The sequence below is a fragment of the Aquiflexum balticum DSM 16537 genome, from assembly GCF_900176595.1.
Lineage (GTDB): Bacteria > Bacteroidota > Bacteroidia > Cytophagales > Cyclobacteriaceae > Aquiflexum > Aquiflexum balticum.
Map to the genome: position 1 here is coordinate 490,925 of NZ_LT838813.1, position 22,906 is coordinate 513,830.

The following is a 22,906-nucleotide window of genomic DNA, read 5'->3' on the forward strand; positions in this document are numbered from 1 at the left end:
TTCCTGATGGGCCCTTCTTCTATCCGTACCCCGATATTTGGGATATGCTATGCGATTTTACCGCATAAGACTTTCCTAACATTTTCGCAAAAGGATTTGTGGAACTTAACCTTCTCTCGGATTTTGAGGAAGACTATGAAGAGGCGCATTATCCGATTTTGCTCCCCTCGATGCCAGTAACCTGCGTAAATTAGTTAAAAGCCAATTCTAATTGGCTACCCCTGGATTATTTTAGATACATCTATTTAAAAAATGATAAACCTAATTAGGTAAAGGAAAAGATGATTTTATAATCAATTTATTCAATTTCAAGTACTTAACTAATTCCTTTTGATATTTAAAAGAAAAGTTTAATATTTGAAAAAGTATAGTCTGTTCAAAAAAGAATTAGACAATTTTAGGAACAAGAGAATTTTATCTAGCTATGAAAACCTTCATTTTTTCCCTTTGTTTTTTTCTCTTATTCATTTCCTGTAATAGTTCAATTGTAGATGGTCAAATCAAAGATCCTAAGCCTGAAAATTTGGCTCCAGAAATTTTTAAAGTTTACATAGACAGCATCAATTACGACCAAGCTCATATTCGATGGGAGTTATCAAATGATCCTGAAGGCTTCAAACCCAAATACCATATCTCTTTAAATGAACAATTTATTCTCAAAGACACTAGTGGTACAAGCTATGTGATAGAGAATCTTGATGAATTGACACAGTACAAAGGCAAAGTGATAGCTGAAGACCCACAGGGTATGCAAACTGCTGTTGATTTCGAATTTACTACTACAAAATATTATCTCAATTTCCTGACTTATGTGAATTTCAATCCTGATCAGGAGTGTTCGAATGGTTTCATCAACTCTATTTTGAATACTCAAGACGGAAATTATTTGGTATTGGGAAAAATCTTAGAAAACAGATCCAACTACCTTAACTATGCTACAAAAATTGATCCGCTGGGCAATCAAATTTGGATGAAGTACTACCCTTATGACAATGGTGAAATCTGGGATTTTGGTTCCGCACTTACTAATACGGGATTTTTAATTATTAGTGATAATCATGTCTTGAAATTAGACCATAATGGAAATGAGATTTGGGTAAAAGTTATTGAAAGGTTTAACAGACATATAGGCGGTGTGGAAATTAAAGATATCATTGAAGATAGCAATGGAGACATCTACCTTATTGGAGATTCAGAATCGGAAAAAACTGATGTGCTTTCTCAGGGGATTTTGATGAATTTAAGTGAAGGAGGAAATATTCTTTGGGAAAAGGAATTTGATAATTCATTAAGAAATAACTTTAAAAAAATTATTATTACACCTGATCAGAACTTGATAATTCTTGGTTCGCGGGAGATTAATGGCTGCACACGCGAAGAGTCTTACTTTGGGTCTTGCGAACAGATTGATTTTTTACTGATAAGCTTAACAAAAAGCGGGGAGATTTTATGGGAAAAAACCTATGGTGATGAAAACTACGACTTTCCGGAATCAGTAATTGCTCTCAGCAATGGGAATTATGTTTTTGGTGGATTTAGGGCAACCAAGACAGATTCTTATCGAGCTAGAATTTTTGAAGTGAATGCTCAAGGGGATGAAATCTGGAGTCAAACTAATGAGTTCGCGCATTTTTATTCCATTTTGGAAACTCCTGACAAGGGATTGATTGTCCTAGGCAGAGCTGATGATAATTCTTATGAAGCGAAAATGAGTCTTACAAAATTTAACCAAAATCGAACCGAAGAATGGCGCTCAATATATGGAGAATGGACTTCAAATATTTACGCAAGGGATATCCTCGTGGATGATGATATGGGTTTTAGAATTGCTGCAAGTAGGTGGAATTTAGGTTATTGTCACAGCAAAATATTATTTATTAAAACAGATCCATTTGGGAATTTCCGAAAACTTCCAAGTGAAGGTTAATTCTATAATTTAATCGACTCAATAATTTATATGCTTTAGTTATGAAATATTGCCTTTTACTTATTACAGGATTATTTTTTCTTGTGTCTTGCCAAACCAAAGAAGACCAAGAGCCAGTGGTTCCACCCTACGTTATCGATGGTGGCGAGGATTTTTTGAATGTGAATAGATTCTCAATTCAACTTAATGCTGATAGTTTAAAGTTGAGTGAAAGCGGCCTGTGGACGATCCTCAGTGGGCTTGCTGAAGACAAAGTTTATTTCGAAGATCCAAAGAATCCCAAAAGCATTTTTCATGGAATGCCCGGGGAAAAATATCAATTACTCTGGGAGGTATCGAACGGAAAGAAGAGCAGTTCAGATACTGTCACAGTAACTTTTGCTCCTTTAGAGACCGAAATAACGGTAGTGAGCGACTCATCTTATCAAACGAGGATTATGCTAAACGGCAAAACCTATGATAAGGGTCTATGGACAATAAACGGAGATATTCATCATCTAAGGGGATTAAGTAATCAGGGTTTAGATGATGAAAAAGATCCTAATGTTCTCATTTATGGATTTGAAAACAAAACAGTAGAAATTACCTGGACCACTTGGTATGGAAGCAAATCTGCCTCAGCCACTGTGGAATTCAGCAGTGGAGAATACCAACAACTTGAAGCACTTCAGGAGTTGGGCATTTTGGATAACAAGTACTATTATAAAGAAAATGAAAATGGAGATGTGGTTGAAATCACTATGCTTGGAATAGGAAGAGCTTGGATCTTCAGCGATCTGGAACAATTTCCAGAACTTCAGGCTCTTAAACATTTAGAAAAATTAGTATTACCCGGGAATCCAATCTACGAATTTCCAGAGGTGATCACGAAAAGTTACCATAAGCTGAAGTACTTAGACCTCTCTCACAATTACTTTACCAGTATTCCGGAGGACTTTGGAAATCTTACAGAACTAGACACGCTGATTATAAGCTCAATCCCTTATATCAGTACACTGCCAGAGAGTATAGGTAACTTAAAAAAATTAAAATATCTGGATATGGTGCATGCTGGGTTGACCAGCCTACCTGAAAGTTTCAGTGAAATGACCAGCCTTAATTATGTAAGTCTGGAATTGAATAACATAAAAAAACTTCCCGAGAATATTGGAAATCTTAAAAACTTAGAAACTTTTAGAGGCCCTGTTCTATCAGAAAGTATTCCTGCTTCTTTTTCAGATTTATCCTCTCTGAAATTCTGTTTTTTCACAGTCACAGGATATAATAATGCTGTTTTTCCGGAAGACTTTGGAAGGTTAACAAATCTTGAAACCTTATGGCTTTCTGGTGATTACCGAAGACTTCCTGAAAGTTTTGTCAATTTGACGCAACTAAAGGATTTGTCTATAGGAAGCGGCACAGGATTAACGGAAATCCCAGCAGAATTCGGGAATTTGAATAAATTAAGGAGATTACTATTAGTGGTGAGGATGCCAAGGCTTCCAGAAAGCTTTGATCAACTTGTCAATCTAGAATCTCTAGGTTTACATGGAGAATTACACTACTTACCAAATGACATTGGAAATCTAAAAAACCTTACTGGACTAAGTGCCAGCAACTTAAAATTAAAAGAATTACCAGAAAGTTTTGCAGAGCTCAAAAACTTAAGGGATGTAAGATTATTTTCTAATGAAATCATAGACCTACCCTCTTCCTTAGGAGAGCTAGATAATTTATATATAATGGATATAGGAAGAAATAAAATTTCTGAATTTCCTCCTTCAATGGCAAAACTGGCAGATACACTTCGATATTTAGCAGTCAATGGAAATAATTTCTCAGAGAGTCAGCTAGCTAAGTTGAGAGAAATGCTTCCAGATACAGACATAACCTTTACTTTACCAGGCGATTAGATCTCTTGAAATTTTAGGGGGTATCATTAAATAATACTCAACTATCAAAAGAAGAATTTTCGATTAAAAATCATGTATACGATATTGACCATTTTAGATGTGTTTATATTGGTTTATATGGCTTTTTTTAAATATTAGGGTTAAATATCGAATAACTCCTGGATAATGCTAAAAAGGATTATTTAAAGATTTTTTTCATGAGTAAATTAGTTGATTATGTTATTACAATCGGAAATACCTTCTTTTTAAAAGCAATTTCAAGAGGTTTTTAAAGATGTTGTATCGATTTTATTCATTTTCTTGGAATATACAACCATTCCCACCCTATCAATATGGGCTTGAAGTTCGGGATTGTTGATTTTGTTGAAATCCACCAAGTCAATTTTGTAAATTAATTCCAAGTCCTCCAAGGCTACTTCGATATCCAATAGATCTTTCAGTACAATATGATCTCCTTTTACTGCCAGGTCAATATCTGAACCTTCCCTGAAATTACCCATAGCCCGTGACCCAAAAAGGATAACCTGATTAATTTTGGTAAACTTTTCAAAAACCTCTGTGATTTCATTCCATACTTCCTTTGATAATCCTGTTTTCATGAGAATAAATTTCCAGTTCTACCGCTTCTTTGATTTTCCAATTTCTCCAGAAGAAGCTTAAAACAGCTCAAAATATTCATTGATGATAGCTTCAGCAATGATTTGGGCTGTTTCACTATTTGAGAATCTTTGCTCCCAACGAATGTCTTCAGTCATTTGATTGTTTTTGATAAATATAAGGATATACCAGCATCAATGTAAATTTCTACCCAGCTTTCAGTAAGACCCGGCGCCGAAGTGAGTGTCTCCACTCACTTCCATTCCTAGATTGAAAATTAGGTTACGATAAAATCGAGGGTCGTCAGTGGTGACACTGACAACGGCGAAAGATTAATCCAAAACTATTTCTTCTTAATTTTTGAAATTTTAACATTGGTTTTAAAATTAAAAGATTAATTTCATCCCCGATTAACCTTATTATTTCCATGAAAAGTATCATGTTGTTTTGCTTTCTAAACGGGGTATGCTTCATTTCTTTAGCCCAAAAAGTCACGGTCAGTGGGACTGTAAAGGATGCGGACAATGGCGAGACGCTGATTGGCGTCAATATTTTTGACAAAAAAAACCAGAAAGGTGCCATTACCAATAATTATGGTTTTTTCAGTTACTCTCTTTTTGAGAAAGAAATTGACTTGATATTTAGCTATGTCGGCTATGAACCAGTGCTGATTTCTTTAAATCTTGAAAGGGATACCCTTTTGAATGTGGAGCTTCAACCTGCGGGTTATCTTCAAGAAGTAGTGATTGAGGGGCAAAAAGATGATCCAATTCAAGAAAGTTCCCAAATGGGCACAATCAATGTCCCATTGAGAGACATTAAGAATCTTCCGGCATTGATGGGAGAAGTGGATATTTTCAAAGTCATCCAATTATTACCTGGGGTTCAATCAGGTTCTGAAGGGGCTTCTGGATTGTATGTCAGGGGGGGAAGTCCTGACCAGAATTTGGTTTTGTTGGATGGGGTACCAGTTTACAATGCCACCCATTTGTTTGGTTTTTTCTCTGTTTTCAATGCTGATGCCATCAATAATGTGGAGCTGATTAAAGGCGGATTTCCTGCCAGGTATGGAGGAAGGCTTTCTTCAGTGATAGATATTAGTATGAAGGAGGGTAATATGAAAGAATTCCAAGGTGAAGGGAGTATTGGTTTGATAGCTTCCAAACTTACCTTGGAAGGGCCTATTGTAAAGGATAAGACTTCATTTTTACTGTCAGCAAGACGGACATATCTTGACCTGATTGCCAGACCGATCATCAGAAGCTCAACTGGCGGACAGGAAGATGTGGGGTACTATTTCTATGATGTCAATGCAAAAATCAATCATATTTTTGACCAAAAAAACAGGCTCTATGTCAGTTATTATGGAGGAAATGATGTGGCTTATTCCAGTTATAAATCCAGTTATGAGCGCTGGGATAATGAAGGTACCGTACAAAGTCATGAGGAGGCAGGACTTGGTTGGGGAAATAATATTGCAGCTGTGCGCTGGAACCATATATTCAATCAAAGGCTATTTGCCAATTTCACCGGAACATTTACAAAGTATCGTTTCAAACTTTTCTCCGAATACGAGGATATTTTTACAGAAAACCAGGGCGGGAATGTTACCCGTGACTTTTTTGTGGCCAATTATTCCTCAGGAATCAGGGATTTTGCCTTCAAAGCTGATTTTGATTTTATCCCCAACCCACAGCATTATTTTCGTTGGGGAGGGATGTTGATTGACCATAAGTTTACACCGGGTGTTTTTGTGGCAAGAGAAAATGAAAGACCTGAAACAAGAGAAGGGGCCATACCATCAGATTCCCGTGAATTGTCCATGTATATAGAAGATGACTTCAATGTGGGTGGTAGGTGGAAGTTCAATATTGGCGCTCATTTTTCCGGATTCTTTGCTGATACCAAAACTTACACTTCCTTTCAGCCGAGGATAGCTATGAGGTATCTTATTGATCCGACTTCCTCATTAAAACTTTCCTACGTGCAGATGGCGCAATTTGTACACCTGCTGACCAATGCCGGATTGGGACTGCCAACAGATCTTTGGGTACCTTCAACCGACAAAATAGGACCTCAGGAAAGTTGGCAGGTTGCGGCAGGGTATTTTAAGAATCTTGGATATGGACTGGAGTTTTCGGCTGAAGCCTATTACAAAGATATGCAGGGTGTCATTGAATATCAGGACGGTGCTTCTTTCCTCAATACTTCTGAAGATTGGCAGGAAAAGGTTACTTCAGGAGAAGGGAGAAGTTATGGACTTGAATTGTTGTTGCATAAAAAGACAGGAAGGACTACAGGTTGGATAGGGTACACCCTTTCCAAGACAGAAAGAAGATTTGAGGAGATAAATTTTGGGGAATGGTTTCCTTTTCGGTATGATCGCAGGCACGATATCAGCGTGACAGCGGTGCACAAATTATCCGAAAGAATAGATATTTCAGGGACTTGGGTATTTGGAAGCGGTAATTTTATCACTGTGCCCACACAGAGGTATCAGCATTCTTTTTCGGTAATCAATGATACCAACACCAGTTATGGAGGCTTGTATTTGGAGCATTTCGATTCCAGAAATAATTTTCAGATGCGGAATTATCACAGAATGGATGTGGGGATCAATTTCAACAAACCCAAAAAGTGGGGTGAAAGAACCTGGAATATTTCAATCTACAATTTATACAGTAGGTTGAATCCGTTTTATATGGATATCTCATACAATTATGATCTGCAGCGCAATCAGCTGCGGCAGTTCAGTTTATTCCCGATTACTCCTTCCGTTTCTTACAGATTTAGCTTTTAATTATGAAAATCAATTGCCACAAATTTATTCTTATCGGTTTAATTGCCATGATTTCCTGTGAGCAATTTCTTGAAGTCGAATTGCCCGATCAAGAACCAAGACTGGTTTTGAATGCCCTTTTGGAGCCTACAAGTACACTTAAAGTATTTCTTACAAAAAGCAGAGGAGTTTTAGAAGGAGGTGATTTTTATGATGATCAATTTGAATTGGTGGAAGGAGCAAATGTTTTTATCAAAGCTCAGGAAGGGCAAATTCTCCCATTGGTCTTTGTAGACAATAGTAAACCATGGGAAAACGACGCGCATTATCTCCTTGACGGATATGAATTCAAAGAGGGAGAAACTTATGGGATTTTTGCTGAAAAGTCCGGTTTGCCATCAATCAGCAGTCAGCAGGAAATTCCAAAAAATGTAAATATTAAATCCATAGATATGGTCAACCTAGGTCCAGATGGTTCATTTGATTCTCATAATATTTTTGAAGTTTCAATAAAATTCGAAGATCCCTCAGAGAGAAATTTTTATGAGATTTCGGGTCAGATTTTCGGAAGTGAGATTGTGGTAATAGATGGAGATACGACACTTTTTTATTACAATTCCGATCTCTCTCCCGAGCCCGTCAACCCCATTTATAAAAAGGATCATTTGATGAGGAATGTTATCCTTTTTACTGATGTCCTGCTTAATGGGCCAGATTCAGAAATTGTATTCAGAACCAGCATTATAAGAAACAGGGACTTGGAAGTTACTATCAATTTCTCCCATGTGACAGAAGCCTTTTACAGGTATTATGATACGGCAGACCTTCAACGGTACAACAATGGGGATATACTTTCCCAGCCGGTGCTTGTCTATAATAATATCGCAAACGGCCTTGGGATTTTCAAAGCAAGGAATACTGATCAAAGGGTGATTGAAATGAGGGTTGAAGATTGAAGTTTAATAGACGTTTTGTCAATAAACTTTAACGCCGAAGTGAGTGTCTTCACTCACTTTCCCTTTCGTGGAGGAATGAAACGTGGTTGCGAAAAAAAAGAGGGTTGTCAGTGTCTCCACTGACAACCGCGAAAAAAGGAAGGTCGTCAGTGGAGACACTGACGACAGCAAAGAATAACTAACCTAATAAATTGCAATAAAAAAGCCTATACTTCTCCCCAACCTTCGTCCCAATCAAAAAACTATCCCCCCCATCCTTCAGCCTATATTTCTTCTTGAGCTCATCGGCTGATAAGGCGTAATTTCGGGTAATGACATTGACTTTTCCAGTTGGGAAGAGTTGTTTCAGTTCTTTCTTGGGATTGTTGATTTCTTGGATCAATTCGAAAATCCTTCCAGGAATTTCATCAGGCAAAACCTCGCAGGTATATACATGTGAATTTGGATGCAGTTTTTTCAATCCAAACCTTCCCCCAAAACTTTTGAAAGCCCCGGCTTTCAAAATCGGAGAATAAGGTTCGATCAGGAATTTTCCGACTTCGCCAAAAATACTTTCACTTGATTCCTCTTCTTCATAAGTAAATGAAAGTTCCCTTGGACCTCCTGACTTCAAATCGATAGCGTGGATAATCCTCTCGTTACTTACTTTTCCTTTTTCCCAATAAAGCAGTACCTCCTTGACTTCATTTTTTACAGATACTACCCAAACTTGTTGGATATCAGGTATTTCAATGATTGCCTGCTTGATGTCCAACATGGGAGAGGCTTTGACCAAAATGGATTGGCCTTTGGATTTCAAAAGCTCCCAATGGCTGACAATGTCGGGTTCGCAATCTGCAAGTTTATACAGTTTTTGGTTGTGATTTCCCCTTCTGGCAGGGTCCACAAAAATCAGATCAAAAGTCATGTCCGACTTTGCAAGGTATTCGAAAGAATCACCTTGGGATATTTCAAATTTATCTGGTTTGAGCAGATTAAAATTGTGTTCGACTATTGCTGACAGTTCGGGATTTCTCTCACAATAGACTGCCTTTCCAAAATTTTCAGCTAAATAAAAAGTATCCACTCCGAATCCTCCTGTCAGGTCAACCATACTTTTTCCCTTTGTAGGAATCCCGCATTTGAATTTGGCGGTTTCTTCAGAAGACGCTTGCTCCAAAGAAAGGCTAGATGGAAAAATCAGGTCAGGCTTGGCAGCCCAAGAGGGGAGCTTTTGTTTTGCTTTCTGCCTTGCCTGAATCTGCTGCACTGCGGCTTTCAGGTCAAAATCAGTTTTCCCCGAATAAGCAAAAAGCAATTGTGCAGGATCCTCCGATTGGTGGTCCTGCACAAATTGTTTTAGTGATGCTGTATATTTTGTTGGTGGCATTACTTAATGATTATTTTTATTCACGACATGTCGCATGAATATAACAATATTCTTAAGCCATGCTGTGTTCCATCAGGTATTCTGCAATCTGAACGGCATTGGTAGCAGCACCTTTTCTCAGGTTATCTGCCACGATCCACATGTTCAGGGTGTTTGGTTGGGATTCGTCTCTTCTCAGTCTACCAACAAATACTTCGTCCTTCTTATGTGCTGTCAGAGGCATTGGGTATATGTTGTTTGCAGGATCATCCTGAACCACTACACCCGGAGTATTTGATAGGATTTCCCTAACCTCATCCAGATCAAAATCATTGTGAAACTCCACATTCACTGATTCCGAATGCCCACCCATAGTTGGGATTCTGACAGTAGTTGCAGTAACCTGAATGCTGTTGTCTCCAAAAATCTTTTTGGTTTCCAAGATCATCTTCATTTCTTCCTTGGTATAGCCATTGGGTTGGAAAACATCAATATGTGGCAATACATTCAAATCAATTTTATGGGGATAAACCATTTCAGCAGGTTGTCCGGCCCGTTCGGCCATCATTTGGTCCACAGCGGCTTTTCCGGTGCCCGTAACAGACTGATAAGTAGATACCACAATTCTTTTAATTCCGTATTTCAATCGCAATGGATTCAAAACCAAAACCATCTGAATGGTAGAGCAGTTTGGATTGGCAATGATGCGGTCATCGATTCTCAGGTCTTTGGCATTGATCTCAGGAACAACCAGTTTTTTGGTAGCATCCATTCTCCATGCAGAAGAGTTGTCAATAACAATTGTACCCACAGCGGCAAACTGTGGTGCCCATTCCAAAGAAGTACTTCCGCCTGCAGAAAAGATCGCAACGTCCGGCTTCTCAGAAACAGCCTGTTTCAATCCAATTACCGTATACTCCTTGCCCTTGTAAGTCATCTTTTTACCTGCTGATCTTTCGCTGGCTACAAGTAGCAATTCGTCAAATGGAAATTGGTGCTCATCCAGCACCTCGAGGATTTCTGAGCCTACCAATCCGGTAGCTCCTACAACGGCTAGTTTCATTTTTTTGTGTTAATTGGTTTTTATAAATGAAGGGCAAAGGTAAGGCAAGAATTTTCAAAAATGATATAGAGTCAAATGATAATTGCTTTATGTTCAAAAAAATATGCTGTTTTTTGAAAGAAATTGAAGAAGATTCAGTTATCCGTTTATTTTGAATCTGAAGCAAGGTTGATTATTTATATTTAGGTATATGAAGCCTAGGTTTTTTGTAGGGGTTTGGCTTGCTTTAACTCTACTAGGTTGTTTTTTAGACCGAAACAAAGTTTTTGCACAGGTTCAGGATTTTGAAAGCAGCTTTGACATTGTCAACCATCCTGAAGAGTTTTTGCCAAATTGGTCGGCCAATGAGCTGAGAAATACTGCTGCAAGAGTTTTTCAAGCCTCAGGGGAAGGAAGAAATGGATCAAAGGCTTTGGGAGTTCAGCCCATTAGTTCTTTCAATGGGGAGATATATTTCAAAACCTCAACGCTAGACCTGGCTGATCCCAAAATCACCTTTTTTGGAAAAACGAGACAAAATGGTACGGGGAACAGGCCTGCTATTGTAGAAGTTTCATTTTCCAAGGATTTTCAGGTTTTCGAGTCAAAAACTCAGGTCGGGTCCAATGTGAGTTTTCCTAATCTCAATACAGCATATAGCCTTTATGAAATTGCCGTTCCTGAACAATTCTTCGATCAGGAATTATTGGTTTTGAAAATTGAAGTAAAATATGGCCCCGGAACAGGGTCAGCTGCAAGATTTTTTATGGACGATTTTGGGGTCTTCCAGGGTGACCAAATCGTAGACCCGATTCAGGTTAAAAGTGCAGTTTTGTTGGATCCTTATTCGGTGGAAGTGGTCTTGGATAGAAAAGTTTTGGAACCTACACTGTCGCAGGTCAATCTTGGAAGGTATCCCATAAATAAACTGATTTTCCATACCGATACCTCTTTTGTCTTAGTTTCCTCCTCTTTGATCCAAGATGAAAGAATCTGGTTGAATCTGGAAAGGATTCAGGAATTGGATGGACGAATGACAGATGAGATTGAATATGAGATCGGCAATACCGAAATAAAAATCGGGAAGATAATTATAGAAACTCCTGACAGGCTCTCCATCAGTTTTTCACAGCCATTTCTTCCGGCTTCTGTTTCGCAGTCTTCTCATTTCAAAATCAACGGAATACCCCCCGATGAAATTGAGCTTTTTGAAAATGGATTTTCAGTCTTGCTGAGTTTGGCTAAAGAGCTGGTATTGGGTGAAAAAGTGGACATCGAAGTCAGCAATATCCAAAATGTTCAGGGGCAAATAATGAGTGGAGTCCAAAGGAAGTCTTTCCTCTATCATGATTTTGTAGAAGCTGTTTATTTGGAGTCAGAAACCAAACTTATAATTGTCCATGAGATCGATCTAGATTTGAATTCTGTGGATGTTGCTGGATTCAGTGTGGATGATAATCCAGATTATAATTTTTCGATCAGTTTCCCAAAGCCAAACATCATCCAACTGGAAAGTAACATGGCATTCCTGGAGGGTCAGGTTTTTATTTTTCAAATGGGGGTTAGAAAAAGTGTCAGGGGATATATGATTCCCGGATCAAAGCGGGATTTTGTTTGGGACACTACTCCACCTGAACTTGTAAATGTCTTACCTGTGAACAGGAACAAAATACTGGCAGTTTTTTCGGAACCATTGGATCCTGTTTTTGCCCTTATCCCGACAATTTATGGGATCAATAGTATTCCGCCAACTTCAATATTGCTACAATCCAATCCTAACCAATTGATTATTGAATGGGGATTTCAATTTGAAGAGGGAAGCGAATATACACTGACTATTGATGGAGTTTCGGACCTAAATGGAAATTTTGCAAACAATTTATTATATCCTTTCAGTTTTACAGATCCGGGTAAATTGGCCTTCAAAGAAATTGTCATCAATGAAGTAATGGCCGCACCTCGGGCTGGAAATAGCCTTCCCAATGTGGAATATGTTGAACTTTTTAATTCCGGAACCCGCCCGATTTATCTAGGCGGACTACAATTGGCCAATTCAAGAAGAGTGACCACAATTCCTTCCGGAGTCTTGGAACCAGGTCAATACATTATTTTTGCCCCTAGAAATCAGGCTAATCAGTTCACTTCCTATGGACAAGTTTTAGGTTTAACGAATTGGCCCAGTTTACTCAACTCTTCGGATAAAATCAAATTACTGGATGCGGACAATCTCGTTATCGACAGTTTGGATTATAATACAGCAAGCTATGGGGGAAGCGCTATAGCTTCGGGTGGCTACAGTCTGGAAATTGTAAATCCCTTTGTGAAATGTAATTTACTGAACAATATCCGGCCTTCTTCTGACCCAAAAAGAGGTACCCCCGGCTCCATCAATTCAGTATTTGAAGAAACTCCTGATAAATCAGCGCCTGTTTTTGTCAAATCGCAAATTATCGGTGATAGGCGTGTTTTACTTTCTTTTTCAAAAACGCTCAGCGCCAACATTCAAAATCTACAATGGGAGTTCCGGCCTAGCCTTGATCTGAAAAATGTAAGCCAAGGAGAAAACGTAACTGATTTAATCCTTGAATTCGAGGAAATTCTGGAACCTGACATTTATTACCAAGTTGCAGTTAAAGGATTGCGGGATTGTATCGGCAACCTTTTGGATGGAAATAGCCAGGTGTTTTTTGTAATTCCTTCGAAAGCGAAATTTGGAGATATAATAATCAATGAGGTGTTATTCAATCCCAGAACCGGTTCCCCAAAGTTTGTGGAAGTTTATAATGCCTCATCCAGTTATATCAATTTGAAAGATTGGAAGCTGGCAAATCTCAATGCAGATGGAGAAGTGGCCAATAGAAGAGTACTCTTCAGTGAAGATTTTGTCATTGCCCCTTTTACGTTTTGGGTATTTACCACTGACAAAGAGAAATTGAAGTCCGAATACCCCAAAGGAAGGGAAGAAAAATTCTTGGAATATTCCTCATTGCCAAGCTATCCCATATCATCGGGAAATGTGGTACTGTCAAATTCTGACGAGACAATTTCGGAAATATTCAGCTATGATGACAAGATGCACCACAGACTTTTGAGAGAAACTAAAGGTGTTTCCTTAGAAAGGCTTTCTCCCCAAATTTCTGTAAATGATCCAAATAACTGGTACTCTGCCTCCGCTTCCGAAGGTTTTGCTACACCTGGATATAAAAATTCTCAGATTCATGATGGATTTGTTGGTTTTGGAATTGAGGTATCTCCACAGGTTTTTGTACCTGATGGAGTGGGTGAACAACCCTTCACAAGTATCAAGTATAAAATGGATCAAACAGGGATGGCCGGAACCATTCGGATTTACAGTGTCAATGGACTGTTGGTAAGGGAATTATGTCAAAATGCCATCTGGGGAAATGAAGGATTTTACAATTGGGATGGAACCGATTCAGGGGGCGTTAAAGTCCGGGCGGGGTATTATGTGGTATGGGTTGAAATATTTGACTTACAGGGAAATGTAAAGCAAATAAAAAAAACCGTAGTTGTTGGAACAAAATTTTGATCCCTTGTGAAAGATTTCATGAAAAATCTGTAACTTCATTTCACCTCAAACAACCTGACCCATGAAACCTGATATTATCACTGAAACATTGAAAACTTATTTCTTAAAAAAAGGAAAGACCTTAAAGGTCATTCAAAGGTATCTAAGCATAAGATACCGCTTATCTACAGACGAAAAATTGCTGGCAAAGAGGTTGCAAAATCTTTCCCCAAATTAAAAACCGTCATAGACGGTTTTTTTATTTTTGATTTTAAAAAGGTAAGCGTATTTTAGGGGACTTTTCAATCACCTTTGTTATTCGATTGGAATTAAACACTTAAAAGATAAAGCTATGAGTCAAGAAGGAAAAACAGCTTATGCCCCAGATGAATTAAAGGAATTTGAGGAAATCATATTGAAAAAATTAAGCATAGCTAAAGAGGAATTACAATCGCTTAAAGAAACACTCAGCAAAAAAAATGACAGCGGGACTGATTTTACCGCCTCTACAGCCAAGCTTTTAGAGGATGGTGCAGATACCTTGGAAAGAGAAAACATGAATCAACTTGCTGCAAGGCAACAAAAATTCATTATTAATCTTGAAAATGCTCTGATCAGAATCAAAAACGGAACTTATGGGGTTTGTGTAGATACGGGCAAATTAATCGCCAAGGAAAGATTGAAGGCAGTACCGCATACCATGCATTCTATAGAGGCAAAATTGGCCAAGAAATAAGTTGGATTTTTTAAACAAGCATATTGAGGCGCTGATATTTTGCTCCCCATCTCCGTTGGGTATTGACCAAATCCAGAAATGTCTGACGGAGATGTTTGAATCTGAAATTCCGAAAGAGGATATTCTTGATGCTGTGGTTTCTTTGCAGGAAAAGTACAGCAATGAGGAATTTTCATTTGCCTTGGATCAAATTGGTGGAGGATATCAATTTTTGACCAAACCTGCCTATCAGGTGAGCGTGTCAATTTTGTTGAAACAACAATCACAAAAAAGACTGTCTACTGCTCAATTGGAAACCCTTTCCATCATTGCCTACAAGCAACCAGTTACCAAAACTGAAATTGAACATATCAGAGGAGTAAACTGCGATTACTCTATTCAAAAATTGCTTGAAAAAGAATTGCTTGTTATCAAAGGGAAATCGGATTCGGTAGGCAGACCGATTCTATACGGGACAAGCAATAAATTCATGGAATATTTCGGAATCAATAATTTGACGGATCTCCCCCAGCCCAAGGACTTTTTTAGCGAAGAAAATCGAATTGGGGAGGAGAAGGATTGAGAAGGATGAAGGATAAAGGAAGAGGGATGAGTTAGTCCGATGTCCGATGTCGGAAGTTGGCAATGTCGAAATTAAACAACTTAGGGGTTATTTACTGTCTGAACTGGTAAGGATTTCATTTTCAATAAAAGTTCCTAATTTGACTTCCATTCAGCGCAATTAGCTCTTTAGCTACTCCACCCAACATCGGTCATCCGACATCGGACTTCTGTCAACCAAGATCAAGCAATTACCTAAATGGCATCCCACGCCTAAAAAATCCAAACACCACCTTCATACTTTCTTCACCTCAGCATGTGCTGAGATCAGGTATTTTTTCCCGGTGTTGACCTCTTGACACAAGACCCTGGTTCTTCTTGTGAGTTCTTTTTGAAATTTCCGTCCCTGAAGTTCAAATACTTCTCCCGGGGTTATATCCGCCAATAAAGAGACATCAGGTTTCCTGTTTACATCATAATGTTTGATGGCTTTGCTCAAAAAAAGATCCGCCCCTGAACTTGCTTTGGGATTGGACATATGTCTTTTTAAAGGAATCAGGATGTCTTTGGGGAATACAGTTTCAGTTAAAATCGGAGAAATTAAATTCCTGAAAACAGACTTCCACTCCATGCCATGCGGTTTGATTTTCAACCCATATTTCTCAAATGCTCTATAGTGGGCAACTTCATGGACATAAGTGATTAAAAACTGGTAAGGATTCAAATCATGGTTGATGGTGATAGTTTGGATTTTCCTGTCCCTTCGGTACCTGAAATCCCCCAATTTGGTTTGACGGGTTTTTGATATATAAAAATTGAAAGGCGATTCTTTCCACAATTGCCAACAGTATTGGGCGGAATTTTCAGGGACATGTTTTTTAAAAGCTTCCAAAAATTTACTGTCCTGATTCATGCCCTGAATATAGAATATTCCATAAAAAAAGTCCCACATTTCTGCAGGACTTTCTTAATTTTTGAAGGAAAATTAACCTTCTACAACTTCTTCAACAGACTCTTCGATAACTACTTCGATTTCTTCAGTAGTTTCTTCAACAGCCTCTTCAACAGCCTCTTCAGTTTCTTCGATAACTACTTCAACTTCTTCAGTAGCTTCTTCAGTCACCTCTTTGTTTCCGCAAGAAGCAGAGAATAACATTCCTGTGATTGCTAATAATGCAAATACCTTTTTCATGTGTTTTGTTTGTTTCTTTTAAATAAGCGTGCAAATGTAATTCTATTAATTGCATTGTCAAGCAATCGGTTAAAATTTATTTACTTCTTTTTATAAGTGATTTTTATAGGAACACCTTCAAAATCAAAGTTTTCCCTAATCCTGTTTTCCAAGAATCTGGAATAGGGAGATTTGATGTATTGCGGAAGGTTACAAAAGAAAGCAAAAACCGGATTTTTGGTCGGTAATTGAGTGATATACTTGATTTTGATGTACTTCCCTTTGAGAGCTGGTGGAGGATATTTCTCAATTTCTGGAAGGATCAAATCATTCAGTTTGGAAGTCTGAACTTTCCTTGTCTTGTTTTCATAAACCTTCACTGCCAATTCAATAGCCTGGAAAATTCTTTGTTTGGTTTCTACTGAGGTGAAAATAATCGGGATCCATTTATTTTCACCCAATTTTTCAATCATGTCTTTTTTGATTTTATCCAAAGTCTTGTGGTCCTTTTCTACCAAGTCCCATTTATTGACCATCACCATGATTCCTTTGTTGTTTTTGATACCCAAAGAAATAAGGTTGACATCTTGGGCTTCTAAGCCTCTTGTCGCATCTATCATGATAATCAGAACATCTGATTCTTCCAATGTCCTCAAAGAACGCATTACAGAATAAAATTCAATATCTTCTTTGACTTTTGCTTTTTTCCTGATTCCTGCTGTATCTGTGATGATAAAATCCTGACCGTACATTTTGTACCTTGTATGAATTGCATCCCTTGTGGTGCCGGCTTCATTGGTAACGATAGATCTTTCCTGACCCAATAGGGCATTCAAAAAGGAAGATTTCCCTACATTAGGCCTTCCAAGGATTGCAATCTTTGGTATTCCTTCATCAGGGTCCTCTTCTCCTTCATCCGGAAAATGTTTGATTACCTCGTCCAATAAATCCCCGGTACCGCTTCCGCTGACAGCCGCAATGGGGAATACCTCATTTTCTCCCAATCCTAATGCATAAAATTCTGCTGCCAATAAGGATTTCTCAGGACTGTCCGCTTTATTGGCTACAATAAAAATGGGTTTTTTGGAACCCCTGAGTTCATTGGCAAAATCTTTATCCATATCCGTCAGGCCATCCAAACAATCCACCACAAAGAGAATTACATTTGCCTCTTCAATGGCCAATTTTACCTGTTTCCGGATTTCAGCTTCGTACATATCATCCGAACCGATGACATATCCACCGGTATCAATGACTGAAAAAAACTTGCCGCCCCACTGTCCATGACCATAATGCCTGTCCCTGGTAACCCCACTGACATTGTCTTCAATGGCTTTGCGTTCTTCTACTAATCTATTAAAGAAGGTCGATTTCCCAACATTGGGCCTACCTACTACTGCTATTATATTTGCCATTCTGCTATGTTCTTATTGGTCGTAACCAAATTTCTTCAACTTGTTTTTGTCTTTTCTCCAATCGTCTTCCACTTTGACGAAAGTCTCCAGGAATATTTTCTTTCCAAAGAACTTCTCCATCTCCATACGTGCCTGAGTACCAACTCTTTTCAAAGCCTTTCCTCCTTCCCCGATGATAATGCCTTTTTGGCTGTCTCGCTCCACGTAAATGATGGCACGGATTCGGATGATTTTTTCCTCTTCATAGAAATCCTCAATAGCCACTTCAGTACTATAAGGAATTTCTTTTTTGTAATTAAGAAATATTTTTTCCCTTACGATTTCAGATGCAAAGAAACGCTCCGGTCTGTCAGTAAGTTCCTCCTTGTCATAGAAGGGTTCGTGAATGGGAAGCCTGTCTAGGATTTCCTGAAGAATACGCTCAGTATTGAAACTTTCGGTCGCAGAGATCGGAATTACCGTCTCTGATTTGATGCGTTGGGTCCAATAAGCGGTCACTTCATCCAATTGATTTTCTTTGGAAAGGTCAATTTTGTTGATTACTAAGAGCACAGGAACACCTGACTGGTTGATTTTTTCAATTACGTCTTCTATTTCTTCGTCAGTTTCAAATAGATCGGTTACGAAAAGAATCACATCTGCGTCCTCCAAGGACATGTTGACAAAACTCATCATGTTTTTATGCAGCTCATATTTTGGTTTGAGCATTCCGGGAGTATCCGAAAAAACAATCTGGTAATGGTCCTCATTGATAATGCCCATAATCCGGTGACGGGTAGTCTGGGCCTTGGAAGAGATGATCGAAAGTCTTTCACCTATAAGCACATTCATCAGCGTGGACTTGCCTACGTTGGGTTTCCCGACGATATTGACAAATCCTGCTTTGTGTGTGTTTTCAGTCATGACTTATAATTTTTCACAAAGGTACTTGATTTTTTCTTAGAACGCTTAGGATGTGGAGAAAGAGACCAAATAAACTTTGGAAAATTGTTGGTTAATTCGGTCTTAATAAGCTTTTGCTATTGGAAAAATTGAAAAAATGTGTTTGAAAAACTGATTTTGGCTAAATGGATACTTGAGGGTTTATTTGAGTAATAATAATTTTTTATCTACTGTGCCTTTGTATTTTTAATAAATACCCTTACTTTTGTACCACTAAATCGCGGTATGGATCCGCCGCGGCGGACACAAGTTCGAGTTCGCTAATTAAAAATGATTTGAAATATTGAAAATATATCGCGGGATGGAGCAGTTGGTAGCTCGTCGGGCTCATAACCCGAAGGTCACAGGTTCGAGTCCTGTTCCCGCTACTACGAAGGATACTGGAAACGGTATCCTTTTTTTATTATTTAAACTCTATTCAAAACAAATACCGAAGCTGCCAACAATTTTCACAACTTTATAATCAAAAAAATTAACCCTCCAAATTCAACTCATAGCTAACCGACCTTCCAGTACCACCTTTGCTTAACATCCCATGCCTATAGCAGATTTCAAAGTGAATTTATAATTACCTGTATTTGAGCCTGACATAATCGTAATGTGCCAGATTAAATATACTTTTTCCAAGTCTCATTTTAATCTATCCAAGGAATTTGGACTTATAAGCTAATTTAGAATAATATTTCCCCATAACGGAATGATTATTGCTTTTACTGTATTGTTGTGATAAATAAGTTTCAAAAAATGAAATAAAATTCTGTTTTACAGAGTTTTTAAAGTCAATCACGAAAGTTTTTCTAAATTAAAGTTCAATTAAAACCAGCAAAAATTTATGAATCCCTCAAAAATTCTCATCAAGTATGGTGGGAATGCGATGACCAATACAGAACTCCAGAAAAAAATTGCAGGACAAATTCACTTATTAAAACTTGCAGGACATCAAGTAGTGCTTGTTCATGGAGGGGGACCATTTATCAACCGCGCACTTGAAAAAGCTGCCATCCATTCAAAATTCATAGAGGGCCAAAGGGTAACCAGTCCGGAGGCTTTGGTTGAAATCCAAAAGACGCTTATCGGGGATGTCAATGCCAGTTTGGTAAAGACATTTAATAATTGTGACGTCCGGGCAGTGGGACTCTCAGGCTTGGATGGGAGAATGGTTCTGGTGACAAAGAAGTCGGTTCAAATGACTTTGGCTTCAGGAGAAATTGAAAATCTTGATTTAGGCAGTGTAGGTGAAGTTATCCGAATAGATTCTGATCTTATTGAAATCCATGTCAGGAATAACTTCACACCCATTATCGCCTGTATTGCTTCCGATATGGAAGGTAATACCTATAACGTCAATGCAGATAACTTTGCTGGAGCATTGGCAGCAGCCATGAAAGCTGATTTTTATATTACGCTTACAGATGTAGATGGCTTATACCTGGATTTTCCTGACCCTGCAAGTATTTTGGATCAGGTCTCCATCAAGCAGCTACAGGAACTTTATGGGACGGTTATAAAAGGAGGTATGATTCCCAAAATACAGGCCATTGAAGCCGCCCTAAACGGTGGATTGTCAAAAGCACTGATCTTGAATGGAACCAAGCCGGAGCAATTGTATCAGTTTTTTGAAGAAAACAAGAGAATCGGAACCAGTATCATTCACTAACACAAATGGAAATTATGCAAAACATAGATTTACATCTTTTAGATCAAAAATACTACTTACCTACTTTCAAAAGGATTCCACTCACTCTGGTAAAGGGAAAAGGAAGCAAGGTATGGGATATTGAGGGGAAGGAATACACTGATCTTTTAGCAGGTATTGCAGTAAACAATGTGGGACACTGCCATCCTCAAGTGGTGAAGGCAATGCAGGAACAGGCTACAGAACTCATGCATATCAGCAACTTTTTTGTCAGTCCTCCTCAGGTAGCACTGAGTGAATTTCTGGTAAAGCTTTCAGGATTGGACCGCGTTTTTTTCACCAACAGTGGTGCAGAATCTGTAGAAGGAGCGATAAAAATTGCAAGGCGCTATGCACATGCCAATGGTAGGGGCGGTTCGATAATCTCTATGGAAAATTCCTTCCATGGCCGGACTCTGGCAACCATAGCCACAGGACAGGCAAAATATCAAGAAGGATTTGCACCTATTCCATCGGGTTTTTTGCAAGTACCATTCAATGATATCGCTGCATTGGAATCTAAACTCAGTAATGATATAGCAGCCATAATCTTGGAACCCATTCAGGGAGAAGGAGGTATCATTCCTGCAAATCCAGAATATCTCAAGTCAGTCAGGGAATTATGCGATCAGCATGATAGTCTTTTGATTTTTGATGAAATCCAATGTGGAATCGGAAGAACAGGCAATTGGTTTGCCAAAGACCATTTCCGTATTCAACCTGACATCATCACATTGGCCAAAGGGCTTGGGGGAGGTTTTCCTGTTGGAGCCTTTTTATGCACAGAAAGGGTCAGCAGCGCCATTCAATTTGGGGACCATGGGACAACTTTTGGAGGCAACCCATTGGCCATGGCTGCTGCTATGGCTACGCTCAAAGTAATAGCAGAAGAGAAACTTTGTAAGGAAGCAAAAGATAAAGGGGATTGGTTGATGATGAATTTGGAAAGCATGAAAAGTGAATTTCAGGAAATCAAAGAAGTCAGGGGAATAGGTCTAATGATCGGAGTGGTCTTGGACAAACCTGCGGCACCTTATGTTCATAAATTTCTAAAAATGGGCTTCATTACTAATGCTACTGCTGTCAATGTACTGAGATTGGTCCCGCCACTAAATATCCCAAGGAAAGATCTGGAAGATTTCTTGAAGACATTCAAAAAGGTACTCGAGATGGAACGTGTTTCTGCCTAAAAGTGTGGGCAAAACCTTTGAGGTCTTTACAAACGAACCTTGAACCTGATCACTGAGGTTTATGACCTCGAAGGTTTCTTTATCAAAAGGAGGCTTAAAATCAGATTATTCAGCAAAAAAACAACAATGAAAAAATATAAAATAGCGATTGTCGGCGCTTCGGGATTTACAGGTTCCGAATTGGCCCGCTTGCTCGCAAGGCATCCCCAAGTAGAAATTACTGCCATTACTTCTGAGACCCATACCGGCAAACTATTTTCAGACCTGCATCCACAATTCTTTGGAATATTGGATATGTCCTTGGTCAGTGCAGAATCCGTTTCCAATTCCGAAGTTGATATCATCTTCTTGGCCCTACCACACAAAATATCAATGGAATATGCAGCGAAATGGAAAAATCTTTCCGCCAAAATCATTGACCTTTCAGGCGATTTCAGGTTGTCAAGCCCGGAAGTTTATAAAGACTGGTATCTAAAGGAACATACTTTTCCGGAAGGCTTCAAAAATGCAGTATATGGTTTGCCGGAATTGTTTGCTGACCGAATAGCTAAAGCATCTTTGGTTGCCAATCCGGGATGCTACCCAACAGCATCTATTTTGGCATTGGCACCTTTGTTTGCAGAGGGCGTTGTTGAATCAGATTCGGTCATTATTGATGCCAAATCAGGATTGACCGGTGCAGGTATCAAAGCCAGTGAAGCCACCCATTTTTCCAATGTCAATGAAAATTTCAAGGCCTATGGGATAGGGGTTCACAGACATACCATAGAAATTGAAGAGCAACTCTCTGCATTGGGCCATTTCAATTCAACCATTCAGTTTACTCCGCACCTGCTTCCTGTAGACAGGGGAATCCTTGTAACTGCCTATGCTACACTCAAAAACCCCGTAAAGCAGAATCAATTGGATGAAATTTATCAGAAGTTTTACAGGGGAAAAACTTTTGTGAGATTGAGAAATTCCCCACCCGGTATCAAAGATGTAAGGGGAAGTCACTATTGTGATATTTTCCCGACTTGGGATGAGCGTACCCAAAGGGTTATTATCATTTCAGCCATTGACAATTTACTTAAAGGAGCAGCTAGTCAGGCAGTACATAACATGAACCTAATGCTTGGAATGGAAGAATCCATCGGGTTAAATCAAATACCATTAAGACCTTAAAAT

General features: G+C 38.7%; 17 protein-coding genes and 1 tRNA gene. 11 read left to right on the plus strand and 7 right to left on the minus strand.

Annotated elements, in window-relative coordinates; genetic code table 11:
* Nucleotides 1-424: 424 nt before the first annotated feature.
* Nucleotides 425-1,927, plus strand: coding sequence for a fibronectin type III domain-containing protein (locus tag B9A52_RS02255; RefSeq protein WP_084118775.1), 1,503 nt, complete (start codon nucleotides 425-427; stop codon nucleotides 1,925-1,927).
* A gap of 41 nt (nucleotides 1,928-1,968) precedes the next feature.
* Nucleotides 1,969-3,819 (plus strand): leucine-rich repeat domain-containing protein, encoded by a 1,851-nt coding sequence (locus B9A52_RS02260; protein ID WP_084118776.1) that lies wholly within the window; start codon nucleotides 1,969-1,971, stop codon nucleotides 3,817-3,819.
* Between the two features lie 257 nt (nucleotides 3,820-4,076).
* Here the strand turns inward: B9A52_RS02260 and B9A52_RS02265 are convergent, their stop codons facing one another.
* The gene (locus B9A52_RS02265) at nucleotides 4,077-4,418 is read right to left on the minus strand and encodes a nucleotidyltransferase domain-containing protein (protein ID WP_084118777.1); all 342 of its coding nucleotides are present in this window, start codon (nucleotides 4,416-4,418) and stop codon (nucleotides 4,077-4,079) included.
* Nucleotides 4,419-4,843: 425 nt separating this feature from the next.
* Between B9A52_RS02265 and B9A52_RS02270 the strand changes: the two genes are divergently transcribed.
* Together B9A52_RS02270 and B9A52_RS02275 are read left to right on the plus strand one after the other, a co-directional pair.
* Entirely contained in the window at nucleotides 4,844-7,216 is a 2,373-nt protein-coding gene (locus tag B9A52_RS02270) for a TonB-dependent receptor (protein ID WP_157370040.1), read from the plus strand.
* Nucleotides 7,217-7,218: 2 nt separating this feature from the next.
* Nucleotides 7,219-8,151: a DUF4249 domain-containing protein gene (locus B9A52_RS02275; RefSeq protein WP_084118778.1), complete on the plus strand. Its 933-nt coding sequence runs from the start codon at nucleotides 7,219-7,221 to the stop codon at nucleotides 8,149-8,151.
* Between the two features lie 178 nt (nucleotides 8,152-8,329).
* On the opposite strand, the gene B9A52_RS02280 is transcribed toward B9A52_RS02275, so the two are convergent.
* Nucleotides 8,330-9,520 carry a class I SAM-dependent methyltransferase gene (locus B9A52_RS02280; RefSeq protein ID WP_084118779.1) on the minus strand — a complete coding sequence of 397 codons (1,191 nt, stop codon included), beginning with the start codon at nucleotides 9,518-9,520 and terminating at the stop codon, nucleotides 8,330-8,332.
* A 52-nt stretch (nucleotides 9,521-9,572) separates the two neighbouring features.
* Nucleotides 9,573-10,562 carry an aspartate-semialdehyde dehydrogenase gene (locus tag B9A52_RS02285; RefSeq protein WP_084118780.1) on the minus strand — a complete coding sequence of 330 codons (990 nt, stop codon included), beginning with the start codon at nucleotides 10,560-10,562 and terminating at the stop codon, nucleotides 9,573-9,575.
* A gap of 190 nt (nucleotides 10,563-10,752) precedes the next feature.
* Here B9A52_RS02285 and B9A52_RS02290 point away from each other — a divergent pair, with 190 nt between their 5' ends.
* The 3 genes from B9A52_RS02290 (at nucleotide 10,753) to scpB (ending at nucleotide 15,368) form a co-directional block, all read left to right on the plus strand.
* Nucleotides 10,753-14,091 carry a lamin tail domain-containing protein gene (locus B9A52_RS02290; protein ID WP_084118781.1) on the plus strand — a complete coding sequence of 1,113 codons (3,339 nt, stop codon included), beginning with the start codon at nucleotides 10,753-10,755 and terminating at the stop codon, nucleotides 14,089-14,091.
* A gap of 331 nt (nucleotides 14,092-14,422) precedes the next feature.
* The gene (locus tag B9A52_RS02295; RefSeq protein WP_084118782.1) at nucleotides 14,423-14,806 is read left to right on the plus strand and encodes a TraR/DksA family transcriptional regulator; all 384 of its coding nucleotides are present in this window, start codon (nucleotides 14,423-14,425) and stop codon (nucleotides 14,804-14,806) included.
* 1 nt (nucleotide 14,807) lies between these two features.
* Nucleotides 14,808-15,368: an SMC-Scp complex subunit ScpB gene (gene scpB / locus B9A52_RS02300; protein WP_084118783.1), complete on the plus strand. Its 561-nt coding sequence runs from the start codon at nucleotides 14,808-14,810 to the stop codon at nucleotides 15,366-15,368.
* 273 nt (nucleotides 15,369-15,641) lie between these two features.
* On the opposite strand, the gene B9A52_RS02305 is transcribed toward scpB, so the two are convergent.
* The 4 genes from B9A52_RS02305 to era form a co-directional block, all read right to left on the minus strand.
* On the minus strand, nucleotides 15,642-16,298 hold the full coding sequence (locus tag B9A52_RS02305; protein ID WP_231955438.1) for a SprT-like domain-containing protein: 657 nt from the start codon (nucleotides 16,296-16,298) through the stop codon (nucleotides 15,642-15,644).
* A 33-nt stretch (nucleotides 16,299-16,331) separates the two neighbouring features.
* Complete coding sequence (locus tag B9A52_RS02310) at nucleotides 16,332-16,538, minus strand: hypothetical protein (RefSeq protein WP_084118784.1); 207 nt, start codon at nucleotides 16,536-16,538, stop codon at nucleotides 16,332-16,334.
* A gap of 80 nt (nucleotides 16,539-16,618) precedes the next feature.
* Nucleotides 16,619-17,932, minus strand: coding sequence for a ribosome biogenesis GTPase Der (der, locus tag B9A52_RS02315; protein ID WP_084118785.1), 1,314 nt, complete (start codon nucleotides 17,930-17,932; stop codon nucleotides 16,619-16,621).
* Nucleotides 17,933-17,944: 12 nt separating this feature from the next.
* Nucleotides 17,945-18,835 carry a GTPase Era gene (gene era, locus B9A52_RS02320; RefSeq protein WP_084118786.1) on the minus strand — a complete coding sequence of 297 codons (891 nt, stop codon included), beginning with the start codon at nucleotides 18,833-18,835 and terminating at the stop codon, nucleotides 17,945-17,947.
* A gap of 334 nt (nucleotides 18,836-19,169) precedes the next feature.
* Between era and B9A52_RS02325 the strand changes: the two genes are divergently transcribed.
* The 4 genes from B9A52_RS02325 to argC all read left to right on the plus strand — a co-directional run bounded on the left by B9A52_RS02325 (nucleotide 19,170) and on the right by argC (nucleotide 22,903).
* Nucleotides 19,170-19,242: transfer RNA gene (locus B9A52_RS02325), tRNA-Met, on the plus strand.
* Nucleotides 19,243-19,706: 464 nt separating this feature from the next.
* The gene (gene argB, locus B9A52_RS02330; protein WP_084118787.1) at nucleotides 19,707-20,531 is read left to right on the plus strand and encodes an acetylglutamate kinase; all 825 of its coding nucleotides are present in this window, start codon (nucleotides 19,707-19,709) and stop codon (nucleotides 20,529-20,531) included.
* Between the two features lie 14 nt (nucleotides 20,532-20,545).
* On the plus strand, nucleotides 20,546-21,739 hold the full coding sequence (locus B9A52_RS02335) for an acetylornithine transaminase (RefSeq protein WP_157370041.1): 1,194 nt from the start codon (nucleotides 20,546-20,548) through the stop codon (nucleotides 21,737-21,739).
* Nucleotides 21,740-21,865: 126 nt separating this feature from the next.
* Complete coding sequence (gene argC / locus B9A52_RS02340) at nucleotides 21,866-22,903, plus strand: N-acetyl-gamma-glutamyl-phosphate reductase (RefSeq protein ID WP_084123357.1); 1,038 nt, start codon at nucleotides 21,866-21,868, stop codon at nucleotides 22,901-22,903.
* The last annotated feature ends 3 nt before the right edge of the window (nucleotides 22,904-22,906 follow it).

What these genes read in the sequence shown, in the direction of transcription:
- B9A52_RS02280 (WP_084118779.1), bottom strand. Translation starts at nt 9,520, where the DNA reads ATGCCACCAACAAAATATACAGCATCACTAAAACAATTTGTGCAGGAC.
- B9A52_RS02270 (WP_157370040.1), top strand. Translation starts at nt 4,844, where the DNA reads ATGAAAAGTATCATGTTGTTTTGCTTTCTAAACGGGGTATGCTTCATT.
- B9A52_RS02260 (WP_084118776.1), top strand. Translation starts at nt 1,969, where the DNA reads ATGAAATATTGCCTTTTACTTATTACAGGATTATTTTTTCTTGTGTCT.
- B9A52_RS02310 (WP_084118784.1), bottom strand. Translation starts at nt 16,538, where the DNA reads ATGAAAAAGGTATTTGCATTATTAGCAATCACAGGAATGTTATTCTCT.
- B9A52_RS02285 (WP_084118780.1), bottom strand. Translation starts at nt 10,562, where the DNA reads ATGAAACTAGCCGTTGTAGGAGCTACCGGATTGGTAGGCTCAGAAATC.
- B9A52_RS02305 (WP_231955438.1), bottom strand. Translation starts at nt 16,298, where the DNA reads ATGTGGGACTTTTTTTATGGAATATTCTATATTCAGGGCATGAATCAG.
- argB (WP_084118787.1), top strand. Translation starts at nt 19,707, where the DNA reads ATGAATCCCTCAAAAATTCTCATCAAGTATGGTGGGAATGCGATGACC.
- B9A52_RS02265 (WP_084118777.1), bottom strand. Translation starts at nt 4,418, where the DNA reads ATGAAAACAGGATTATCAAAGGAAGTATGGAATGAAATCACAGAGGTT.
- B9A52_RS02335 (WP_157370041.1), top strand. Translation starts at nt 20,546, where the DNA reads ATGCAAAACATAGATTTACATCTTTTAGATCAAAAATACTACTTACCT.
- B9A52_RS02275 (WP_084118778.1), top strand. Translation starts at nt 7,219, where the DNA reads ATGAAAATCAATTGCCACAAATTTATTCTTATCGGTTTAATTGCCATG.
- B9A52_RS02290 (WP_084118781.1), top strand. Translation starts at nt 10,753, where the DNA reads ATGAAGCCTAGGTTTTTTGTAGGGGTTTGGCTTGCTTTAACTCTACTA.
- argC (WP_084123357.1), top strand. Translation starts at nt 21,866, where the DNA reads ATGAAAAAATATAAAATAGCGATTGTCGGCGCTTCGGGATTTACAGGT.
- era (WP_084118786.1), bottom strand. Translation starts at nt 18,835, where the DNA reads ATGACTGAAAACACACACAAAGCAGGATTTGTCAATATCGTCGGGAAA.
- der (WP_084118785.1), bottom strand. Translation starts at nt 17,932, where the DNA reads ATGGCAAATATAATAGCAGTAGTAGGTAGGCCCAATGTTGGGAAATCG.
- B9A52_RS02295 (WP_084118782.1), top strand. Translation starts at nt 14,423, where the DNA reads ATGAGTCAAGAAGGAAAAACAGCTTATGCCCCAGATGAATTAAAGGAA.
- B9A52_RS02255 (WP_084118775.1), top strand. Translation starts at nt 425, where the DNA reads ATGAAAACCTTCATTTTTTCCCTTTGTTTTTTTCTCTTATTCATTTCC.